Source organism: Mycobacterium sp., from assembly GCF_039583785.1.
Taxonomy (GTDB): Bacteria; Actinomycetota; Actinomycetes; order Mycobacteriales; family Mycobacteriaceae; genus Mycobacterium.
Map to the genome: position 1 here is coordinate 16,338 of NZ_JAVKSG010000049.1, position 10,326 is coordinate 26,663.

The window sequence follows — 10,326 nt, forward strand, 5'->3', positions numbered from 1 at the left end:
TGCAGGGCCTGAACAAGCCGGTCAACGACCTGTCCCGCGGCGCGCTGGTCGACGACATCGTCAACACGGTCGCGATCACCGCGATCCAGGCGCAGGGCGGCCGATGACTAAAACAGTTCTCGTGCTGAACGCCGGCTCGTCATCGCTGAAATATCAACTGATCGAGCCTGATTCGGGCCAATCGCTGGCGGATGGCACCGTCGAGCAGATTGGTGAGCCAGCCTCGCCCGTCACCGACCACGGCGCGGCGCTGCAGGTGGCATTCGAGAAATTATCCGATGACGGCATCGACCTGAAAGCCTGCGGGCTGGCGGCGGTGGGGCACCGGGTGGTGCACGGCGGGGCGGTCTTCTACCGGCCCACCGTGATCGACGACGGGGTCATCGCCGAGCTCGAGGGTTTGTCGATACTGGCCCCGCTGCACAATCCGCCGGCGTTACAGGGCATCGAGGTGGCCCGCGCGATGCTGCCGGGTGTGCCGCACGTCGCGGTGTTCGACACGGCGTTCTTCCACGACCTGCCCGCGGCGGCGGCCACCTATGCGATCGACCGCGAGCTGGCGCAGACATGGCACATCCGGCGCTACGGTTTCCACGGCACCTCGCACCGCTACGTCAGCGAGCAGGCCGCGGCGTTTCTGGGACGGCCTTACCGGCAGCTGAATCAGATTGTGCTGCATCTGGGTAACGGTGCGTCCGCCTCGGCGATCGCCGGTGGCCGCGCGGTGGAGACGTCGATGGGGCTGACCCCGCTGGAGGGCCTGGTGATGGGCACCCGCAGCGGCGACATCGACCCGGGCGTGGTGAGCCACCTGCACCGCGAGGCCGGCATGAGCGTCGAGGACGTCGAGTCGATGCTCAACCACCAGTCGGGCCTGCTCGGGCTGGCCGGCGAGCGGGATTTCCGCCGGCTGCGGCAGATGATCGAATCCGGCGATAACGCAGCGCAATTGGCCTACGACGTATTCATTCACCGGTTGCGCAAATACGTCGGTGCGTACCTGGCTGTGTTGGGTCACACCGACGTGGTGACCTTCACCGCGGGTGTCGGGGAGAACGTCGCCGCGGTGCGCTTGGACGCGCTCAGTGGGCTGGCGGGGCTGGGCATTCGGATCGACGAGCAGCGAAACGCACAGCGCGCCAAGGGCTCTCGGCGGATCTCCACTGACGCCTCGCCGGTCGCGGTGCTGGTGGTGCCCACCGACGAGGAGTTGGCGATCGCCCGCGACTGCGTGCGGGCGATCGCCTGACCCTTACGGCACCAGGCCGGACAGCAGCTCGGCTCCGATGCCGGTGAGGTTGACCGGCAGATCGCCGCCGGTGACCGACACCGGCAGGCCCAGGTCGGTCAGCGCACTGCTCAGTAGCGATGTCGCGTCCAGCGTCGGGTCGGTGCCCAGCAGGCTCGGCAGATCCGACGCGACCGGTGTGATACTGCCCAGCGCCGCCAACAGATCATGGGACAGGTCGACCTCGAAGTTCGGCACGGCGGCCCCGGTCACCTCGGGAATGGGCAGGTCCAGGTTCAGGTTGCTGGGCAGGATTCCCTCCAGTGTGCTCAGCGGGATGCTGATGTCGGTGCTGCCGGAGCTGCCGAAGAGCGACTCGAGAGTGCTGATCGGCAGACTGATGTCGTTGCTGCCCGCACCGCCGAAAAGCCCCTCGAGGGTGCTGGTCGAGACGCTGAGATCGCTGCTGCCGGTGGCGCCGAGCAGCGTCTGCAGGTCGGAGACCGAGAGGCTGATGTCGTTACTGCCGGAGGTGCCCAGCAGTCCCTCGAGGGTGCTGGTGGAAACGCTGATGTCGTTACTCCCGAAGGTGCCCAGCAGTCCCTCAAGCGTGCTGGTGGAGACGCTGAGATCGCTGCTCCCGGTAGTGCCCAGCAGTGACTCTAGGCTGGCGACGGGAATGCTGATGTCTGTGTTGCCGGAACTGCCGAGCACCGACTCCAGATCGCTGAGCACGGTGGCGTCGGAGATCGAAGGAGGAGTGATGGTGTCGTGGTAAGCGGGGTCGGGGATGCTGATCGTGTTGCCGCCGACGCATCCAAGGAAGCTGATGCATTCTCGGGGGAGGGTGACGCTGAAGTCCGCGGGGAGAATGCTGCTCAGCGAGATCGATGGGATGCTGATACTGCCGCCGCCGCCGAGGACATCGGTGAGGATTGCGTCGGGGGTGACCGGGATGGTGAGATCTCCGCCTGAGCCGCCAGCGGCGTCATTGAGCAGGCTATCCAGCGAGACGGGGATTGTAAGCGAGCCGGTGGGCCCCCCTGTTACGTCTTGGAGAAGGCCGTCCAAGCTGACCGGCAGGGTGAGATTGCCGCCGGAAGTGGCGCCGCTCAGGAGATCGTTAAGGGAGAACGGAAGCGTGAGCGTGCCGCTGGGGGCGGCGTCGTTGAGGAGACCGTCGAGCGAGACCGGCAGGGTAAGCGTGCCGCTGGGAGCGGCGTCGTTGAGGAGACCGTCGAGCGAGACCGGCAGGGTGAGCGTGCCGCTGGGGGCGACGTCACTAAGCAAGCTGTCCAGGCTGATCGGCAGGGTGAGATTGCCGCCCGAGCCGAGAGTGTTGAGCAGGGAGTCCAGGTTGACCGACAGGTCCAAGGAACCTGGTCCGAGCACGGTCGGGCTCGTCGTCAGATCCCCGCCGCCGAGTGCCGACACCTCGTCGGCGACGGTGTTGCTCAGCTGCGCCAGCGAGTCGATCTGGCCGGTGGCCGCGCCGTCGGCGGTGTTGGTCAGCAAGCCGAACTCCGGCGAAATGTCGTTTCCGGAGCCGACGGCGTCCGGGTAGCCGTTGAGGAAGGCGTACGCCACCGTGGTGCCGCCGTTTTCCAGGTCGGTGAGCGCAGTGGAGGTGTCGCCGCTGCTGAGTGCCGACTCGACGTTGTCGGTGACGGCGGTCAGCGCGGTGGAGGCCGCATTGGCTGCGTCGTTGCCGCTGAGCAGCCCCAGCGCGCCCTCGCTCAGCAACGAAATCGGGTTGGTCACCGGGTTCGACGCGCCGGTCGACAGGTCGCTGAACAGCGTGCTCAGGCCCTGCGAGATGTCGGGGTCGGTTGTCCAGTTGCTGCTGCTCAGGACCGACTCCAACCCCGACAAGTTGGTGTCGGTAGCGCTCGTCAGTTGGGACGCGTCGTACTCGGTGTAGTCGACGAGCCTGAGCTGGCGGTGTTGCACGTCGGGCTGCGGCGCGCCAACCGGAGTGACAGCTATCAGGCTCGCACCCGCGATGACGATACCGGTGGTAACCCAGGGACGAACATTGCGCTGCATGGGCAGCCCCCTCCTGCACAGTTCTAATAAGCACCGAGACTGTAGCTGAGGTGAGCCTGAGAAGCCAATATTTTGGCTCAGTAAACATCCTGTGTTGTCGGGCCGTCACGGGCAGTTAGTTTCTCGGAGGAATCTCGGAGTTTTTCCGCGGCATGCAATCCGACGTTCGGGTCGCCGGACGTTCTGGCGGTCGCTCAGAGGAAGCCCAGAGCGCGGCCACCACGTTCAACTGCGCGGCCAGCGAGTTGTGCTTGTCACCGGCCGGCTTGACCGGGCCGAACGTGGCGTCGGTGGTGGCGGTGGCCCGATAGGCGTCGGACACCGCCGCATCGCCGGGGTGTCGTCGGGGTCGTCGACGCCCAGCGCCGCCATCGTCGCAGCGAAGCGGTCCGCGGACGCCGGCTTCTCTGACGTGGAAAGTGCTGCGGCGGTGAACTTTTCACCCACCGCCAGCGGCGGCAGCACCGGGCCGATGTTGACCGCGCGCAGCGGGTCGGCACCGGTGGCGTCCAGCCAGCGACCGATCCACCCGGTGTGGACGGGTTCGGTTGGCGAGGCGGTCTGCCAGATGTCCATCGACCGGAAGTGGCTGTGGTCGGGTCGCGGATAACTCACCCCGCGCACGATCGCCAACGTCCGGTTATTCCATTGCTGAGCCAGGCCTTTGAGGGCCGGGTTCAGCCCGAGTCGGCTGTCGAGTGCCAGCACATCGCCGGGGGCATAGGCTAATTCGGGCCGGGCGTCGTGATAAGCGTTGTCGGCGTAGGGGATCACCGTGTTGATGATTCCCAGCAGGGTGAAAGATGTCCGCGCCGTCGCCGATACCGAGTGTGCTGAGATCGTTCAAGCTTAGAGTGCTCGGCACGTCGCCGATATTGATGCCGGCGGTGCCGAAGACGCCGAGGTCGCTCCGCAACCCATTGATGCCGCATACGATCAGGGACTATGTCCGCCCCGGTGACCATGCGCCCTGCGATCTGCCTGAACATGATTGTGCGAAACGAGGCGCACATCGTTCACGAGACACTTAACTCAGTCGCGCCCTACATCAGCTCGTGGGTGATCGTGGACACCGGCTCCGATGACGGCACCCAGAATGCGATCCGCAATCACATGGCCCGTCTCGGCATCCCCGGTGAACTTCACGAACGACCATGGCGCAACTTCGGCCACAACCGCACCGAAGCACTAACCCTCGCCCAGGGCCACGGCGACTATATCTGGGTCATCGACGCCGACGACATACTCGTTGGCACCCCCGACTTCAACCAACTAAGCGCCGACATCTACCGAATGCGCATCGGACGAGCCGCCTTCACATACTGGCGCCCGCAATTGTTCCGCGACGGGGCGCGCGTGCGCTACGAAGGAGTCGTCCATGAGGGCATTGCGGGAGAGCCCGGCCAAGCCTTAGCGCATCTCGAGGGCGAGTACTACATCGAGTCTCGTCGCCTCGGTGCGCGCAGCCAAGACAAGCATAAGTATGCGCGCGATCGCGACCTGTTGCTGGCCGAGGTCGAACGCAACCCCGAAGATACGCGATCTGTCTTTTACCTGGCTCAGAGTTACTACGATCTGGGCGATTTCGCCAACGCGCGCAAATGGTACGCGCGGCGGACCGAGATGGGCGGCTGGGACCAAGAGGTCTACTACTCGATGTGGCGGGTCGCAGAGTCGATGGCGCAACTCGATCAGCCGTGGCCCAATGTTCAGCACGCCTACTTAAAGGCTTGGGAGTATCGACCTACCCGCGCCGAGCCACTGCATGTCCTTGCCCGACGTTACCGCCTCGAAAGGCGCTTCCAACTGGGTTACCTGTTTGCCGAGCGCGCCGCCCAAATCCCGCTACCCGAACAGGACATCCTATTTGTTAGCACTGACGTGTACGCCTGGCGCGCCGTCGATGAGCAGGCGATTTGCGCATCCCGGATCGGAAAGCACGCCGAGGCGTTCACGTTGTGCCGGCACCTGGTGGCCCGTCCCGACATCCCCGATGACGACCGAGGCCGGATTGCGGGCAACCGCGACTTCAGCGTCCCAACCATGATTGAAGCGGCATCCTCGTATCCTGATGCGCTAGTCCAGCGCCTTGTCGCGACCTCAGACGAGGCCGAGGCCGCCGTTAGCCTGGTTGCCGGTCCGGATCGGGGCACCACCGAACAGACGCTGAACTCATTTCTGCACTGCTGCACCGACGTGTCACGGGTGGGGCGCTTCCTGGTGCTCGATACCGGTCTGTCAGCCCACGATCGCGGGAGGCTCCAGGAGCGCTACCGGTTCCTCGAGTTCGCCGATAGCGCCCCTGGCGGCGGGCCAGGCGCCCAGCTCGCACACATCCGCGAACAGATCTCCGGCCGGTTCTGGCTGCACCTCGGCCAAGGCTGGCGGTTTTTTGCCCCCGAAAATTTGATCACCCGCCTCACCGCAGTCCTGAAGGCCGAAACACAAATATTCCAGGTAGGAATCAACTTCGGCGATGCAGTCAAGCTGACCGGTGCCTGCGCCACCGAACACACGGTGCGCCGCGCACCCGACGCCGGCCGCTACGTACTCACGGACGCAGTGGCCACCGGCCCGGCAATGTTCGACACCACACGACTAGAACAGGCCGGCGATATTGAACGCGCCGACCAGAATCCGATCGCCGAACTCGGACGACGAGCCGGCGCCGCCGGACTACACACCGCCAGCCTCGACGAAGTGCTCTGCACCACCGCAGCCTGACGGTCCGGCTGCCGCCCGCCGCTACGTTAGACGCGACCTGGTGAGCCGATCCCACCCCGCGACCCGTCGTTGCGGATACGATCTGGGCTGTGTCCGTCCCAGTAACTGCGCCCAGCGATCTGCCTGAGCGCCGAAGCTCACACACTCCGCTACCGACTGGCCGACACATCCGACTGGTGTACGCATTTGTCCGCGACGAGTTGCGCAGGCGCTACCACGTGTCGTCGGTAAATGCCCGTGTGGGACCACCCCTGAGTCGCTATGCACTAGGTGGGTTTCGTTATGAGGAACTGGTCGTTGCTGCCGATCCGCCATCTCTCGGAGAGGTATTCGGACAACTATTCCGTCCGATATATTCGGGTACCCGACGTGCGTTGTAGGGAACGGTAAGCCGTACTCCTCGGCCGACAGGAGACAGGCGAGCAATTGGTCATGATGATACCACCCGAAATCGGTCGATTCCCATGAAAGCCGTATTACTGGCCGGCGGCCTCGGTACTCGCCTCAGCGAGGAAACCATCATCCGCCCCAAACCGATGGTGGAGATTGGCGGCCGGCCGATCCTGTGGCACGTCATGAAGCTCTACTCACACCACGGAATTAACGATTTTATCGTTTGCTGTGGCTACAAGGGTTACGTTATCAAGGAGTATTTCGCCAACTACTTCCTGCATATGTCGGACGTAACTTTTGATATGTCCGCCAACAGTATGGAAGTGCATGAGCACCATGCAGAACCCTGGCGGGTGACGCTGGTGGATACCGGAGACGACACCCTGACAGGCGGGCGCCTCAAGCGCGTGGCATCCTATGTTCGTAACGATGAGGCTTTCTGCTTCACCTACGGTGATGGGCTCAGCGACGTGAACATCGCCGCCAGCATAGATTTCCACCGTCGGCATGGGCGTCTCGCCACCGTTACGACGGTGCTTCCGCCAGGGCGCTATGGGGCGATCGAACGCACGGGCGACCGGGTCACACGCTTTGTCGAAAAGCCACCTGGAGACGGCGGCCTCATCAACGGCGGATTCTTCGTAATGTCGCCCGCCGTAATCGATTACATTGAAGGCAGCCAGACCTCGTTTGAACGTGAGCCCTTGGTCAAGCTGGCTGTTGACGGCCAACTGATGGCCTTCGTCCATTCCGGCTTCTGGCAGCCCATGGATACGCTTCGGGACAAGAACCAGCTTGAAGAACTATGGAGTAGCGGCAAAGCCCCTTGGAAATGCTGGCGTTGAACACTTTTCACCCCGCGAATTGCGGGCGATGGGTAGCCGGCCTGAGGAGCTTGCTGGGAAAACTGTGGTTTATGCATCATGGGAATCGTGAATCGCCTTGGCCCTACCGCAGCCATGATGATCCAATCGCGTTCATCGCCAATGTCGTTGATCTGAGAGCGGGTCGGGCGGCGGCATGGAGATCCTAGACACCTCAATAGCCGATCTCAAGGTCGTTAAATCCTTGCCCCATCTTGATGCTCGTGGCGCGTTCGTCCGCCTGTTCTGTGCTGAGGAACTTCGGCCCCTTCTCGGCGAGCGTCTGATCGCGCAGATCAACCAATCCAGAACTACCCACGCTGGGGCGGTGCGTGGGATGCATTTCCAGCGCCCGCCGCATGCGGAGATGAAGATGGTCCGTTGCCTGCGCGGCCGGGTCTGGGACGTTGCGGTGGACCTGCGAGCGGGCTCTCCTACGTTCTTGCGATGGCACGCCCAGGCACTGGCACAAGACGATGCCCAGATGCTAGTCATCCCAGAGGGTTTTGCCCACGGCTTCCAGGCGTTGAAACCCGACAGCGAATTGCTATATCTGCACACAGCATTTCACGATCAGCCTTCGGAGGGCGGGCTGCGTCATGACGACCCGCGATTGGCAATTGCCTGGCCAATGCCTCCGCAAGACCTTTCAGTTCGTGACCTTTCCCATTCGCTTCTGGACGCCGATTTCACTGGAATTGTTATATGAATTGCCGACACTGCGGCACGTTTTTGGAGCACTGTTTCGTGGATCTGGGCTTCGCGCCGCCATCCAACGCCTATTTGGGTGCCGAGGATCTGTGTAACTACGAGGTGTATTACCCACTGCGAGTGAAGGTATGCCACCGGTGTTGGTTGGTGCAGACCGAGGACTACGCCCGTGCTGAGGAACTATTTAGTCCTGACTACGCCTATTTCTCCAGCACCTCCAGCACATGGCTCGAGCACGCTGCTCGCTATGCGCGGATGGTGACTGAACGCCTGCAACTCGGACCCGACAGCTTTGTCATCGAGGTGGCGTCCAATGATGGCTACTTGCTGAAAAACTTTGTGGCAGCGGAAGTCCCCTGCTTAGGCATTGAGCCGACGGCGAGCACCGCCGCAGCCGCCGAGGCACAGGGCATTCCGGTCTGGCGAGAATTCTTTAACGAGGCGCTGGGGCGTCGGCTGGCCGGTGATGGAATGCGGGCGGATCTGGTGGTGGGCAACAACGTCTACGCCCATGTGCCCGAGACCAACGATTTCACCCGGGGACTGGCCGCTGTGCTGAAGCCGGAAGGCACCGTCACGCTGGAATTTCCTCACCTGCTGCCGTTGATCGAACAAACGCAGTTCGACACCATCTATCATGAGCATTTCTCTTACCTGTCGCTCACCGCGGTGACCCGCATCTTTGCAGCGGCTGGCCTGCGCGTGTGGGACGTAGAGGAACTGCCCACTCACGGCGGCAGCCTGCGAGTGTATGGCTGCCACGCTGCGGCAACCATTGCCAAAACCGACCGCGTCGATTCGCTACTGACGCGCGAGGAACACTTTGGATTAACCCGAGTCGAGACCTACTCCGCCTTCCAGGTGCGTGCCAACCGGGTCAAGGACGATCTCCTGACCTTCCTAATCGAGCAAAAGCGTGCCGGCCGGCGCGTGGTGGCCTACGGGGCCGCGGCGAAGGGCAACACCTTGTTGAACTATGCAGGCGTCAGACCGGACTTGCTGCCGTACGTGTGTGATGCCGCGAGGTCAAAGCAGGGAAAATTCATGCCGGGAAGCCATATCCCAATCTATTCGCCTGAGGCGCTGTGGGAGGACCCGCCAGACGACGTGGTCATCTTGCCGTGGAACATCGCCCAAGAGGTGCAAACTCAATTGGCTGATCTTGTCCGCAAGGGCACCCGTTTTGTGACGGCGGTTCCCAACCTGAGCTACCTGGAAAACCCCACGTTATCTTGATCGAGAAGTTTAGCGAATGCAGCGATTTGGTCCCGGGTCACCATGAGCGGGTCGGCGCCCGCGCGCACGCGCCGCTCCCAGTCGACCGTCCAGGCCAGGGCATCGTGGAAGCCGAGCCGATTGTGCCAGCCGAGGTCACGCTGGGCCTTGGAAGTGTCGAGGGCCAGCAGTTTCGCCTCGTGTGGATGCTCCCCGTGGTCGAGCTCCCAATGCGCGCCGCCGCCCCACAGCTCGGCTGCCAGGGTGGCCACCTGGCCGACCTCGACGAAGCTGTCGGGGCCCGGCCCGAAGTTCCACTGGCCCTGGCCGACGCCAGCCAGTAGCGCATCAGCAAGAGTTAGATAGCCGTTGAGGCAATCGAGCACGTGTTGCCACGGCCGTACCGCATGCGGGAACCGCAGCCGCGGCGTTTGGCCCCGCGCATAGGCCGCGGTCAGGTCTGGCAGCAGCCGGTCACGGCTGATGTCGCCGCCGCCGACGACATTGCCAGCGCGGGCAATCGCCGTAGGAACGCCGGAGAAACTGCGAATCCAGGACTGGGCCAGCAAATCGGCCATCGCCTTGGAGGCGCTGTAGGGGTCGTTGCCGCCGAGGGGGTCAGTTTCAACGTAACCAACCTCTTGGTCGACGTTGCGGTAGACCTTGTCGGTGGTCACGACAAGGTGCGCACGCACCGAGGGGGTGGCCGCGACGGCCTCCAGCACGCTGAGGGTGCCGATGGCGTTGGTTTCGTAGGTGTCCCGCGGCTTGCGATACGACTCGCGGACCAGTGGCTGGGCGGCCATGTGCACCACTACGTCCGGAGCCGCCGCCGACACTGCTGCGGCCGTGCCTTCGGCATCACGGATGTCCACCCGGCAGTCGTGGACAAGCTGGCTCGCGAGCCTGGCCCGCTTGAACAGGCTCCCCTCGACCGGGTCCAAGGCCAGCCCGGACACCCGGTGCCCGCGGCTAACCAGAAGAAGCGTTAGCCAAGCCCCTTTGAACCCGGTGTGCCCGGTGACTAAGTAGTGCACCGCTACCGCGCGCCCTCGGCCATACAATCGCAGACTGGGTCTGACGGGAAGTCGAGCATCAGTCTGGGTAGGGTCCTAGCGGTGTCTACCCAGTACATCTGATGCATGC

7 protein-coding genes and 1 pseudogene are annotated in these 10,326 nt (G+C 63.5%); 5 read left to right on the forward strand and 3 right to left on the reverse strand.

All coding sequences use genetic code 11. From position 1 onward, the window contains the following. Positions 1-103: 103 nt before the first annotated feature. Positions 104-1,249: an acetate kinase gene (locus ABDV69_RS14795; RefSeq protein WP_343575630.1), complete on the forward strand. Its 1,146-nt coding sequence runs from the start codon at positions 104-106 to the stop codon at positions 1,247-1,249. 3 nt (positions 1,250-1,252) lie between these two features. Here ABDV69_RS14795 and ABDV69_RS14800 read toward each other — a convergent pair whose 3' ends face one another. Next, a complete protein-coding gene (locus ABDV69_RS14800; RefSeq protein WP_343575631.1) occupies positions 1,253-3,274 on the reverse strand; it encodes a hypothetical protein in 2,022 nt (673 codons plus the stop codon). A 214-nt stretch (positions 3,275-3,488) separates the two neighbouring features. Beyond that, positions 3,489-4,057, reverse strand: a pseudogene (locus tag ABDV69_RS14805) (hypothetical protein); the annotation flags it as partial. Positions 4,058-4,219: 162 nt separating this feature from the next. Here ABDV69_RS14805 and ABDV69_RS14810 point away from each other — a divergent pair. The 4 genes from ABDV69_RS14810 to ABDV69_RS14825 all read left to right on the forward strand — a co-directional run bounded on the left by ABDV69_RS14810 (position 4,220) and on the right by ABDV69_RS14825 (position 9,201). Next, on the forward strand, positions 4,220-5,998 hold the full coding sequence (locus tag ABDV69_RS14810; protein WP_343575633.1) for a glycosyltransferase: 1,779 nt from the start codon (positions 4,220-4,222) through the stop codon (positions 5,996-5,998). Between the two features lie 464 nt (positions 5,999-6,462). Continuing rightward, positions 6,463-7,236 carry a glucose-1-phosphate cytidylyltransferase gene (rfbF, locus tag ABDV69_RS14815; protein ID WP_343575635.1) on the forward strand — a complete coding sequence of 258 codons (774 nt, stop codon included), beginning with the start codon at positions 6,463-6,465 and terminating at the stop codon, positions 7,234-7,236. 175 nt (positions 7,237-7,411) lie between these two features. Further along, on the forward strand, positions 7,412-7,963 hold the full coding sequence (locus ABDV69_RS14820) for a dTDP-4-dehydrorhamnose 3,5-epimerase family protein (RefSeq protein ID WP_343575637.1): 552 nt from the start codon (positions 7,412-7,414) through the stop codon (positions 7,961-7,963). Beyond that, the gene (locus ABDV69_RS14825) at positions 7,960-9,201 is read left to right on the forward strand and encodes a class I SAM-dependent methyltransferase (RefSeq protein WP_343575638.1); all 1,242 of its coding nucleotides are present in this window, start codon (positions 7,960-7,962) and stop codon (positions 9,199-9,201) included. The genes ABDV69_RS14820 and ABDV69_RS14825 overlap by 4 nt, the downstream gene beginning before the upstream one ends. Here the strand turns inward: ABDV69_RS14825 and rfbG are convergent. Beyond that, entirely contained in the window at positions 9,174-10,217 is a 1,044-nt protein-coding gene (rfbG, locus tag ABDV69_RS14830) for a CDP-glucose 4,6-dehydratase (RefSeq protein WP_343575639.1), read from the reverse strand. The genes ABDV69_RS14825 and rfbG overlap by 28 nt on opposite strands. Positions 10,218-10,326 lie beyond the last annotated feature (109 nt).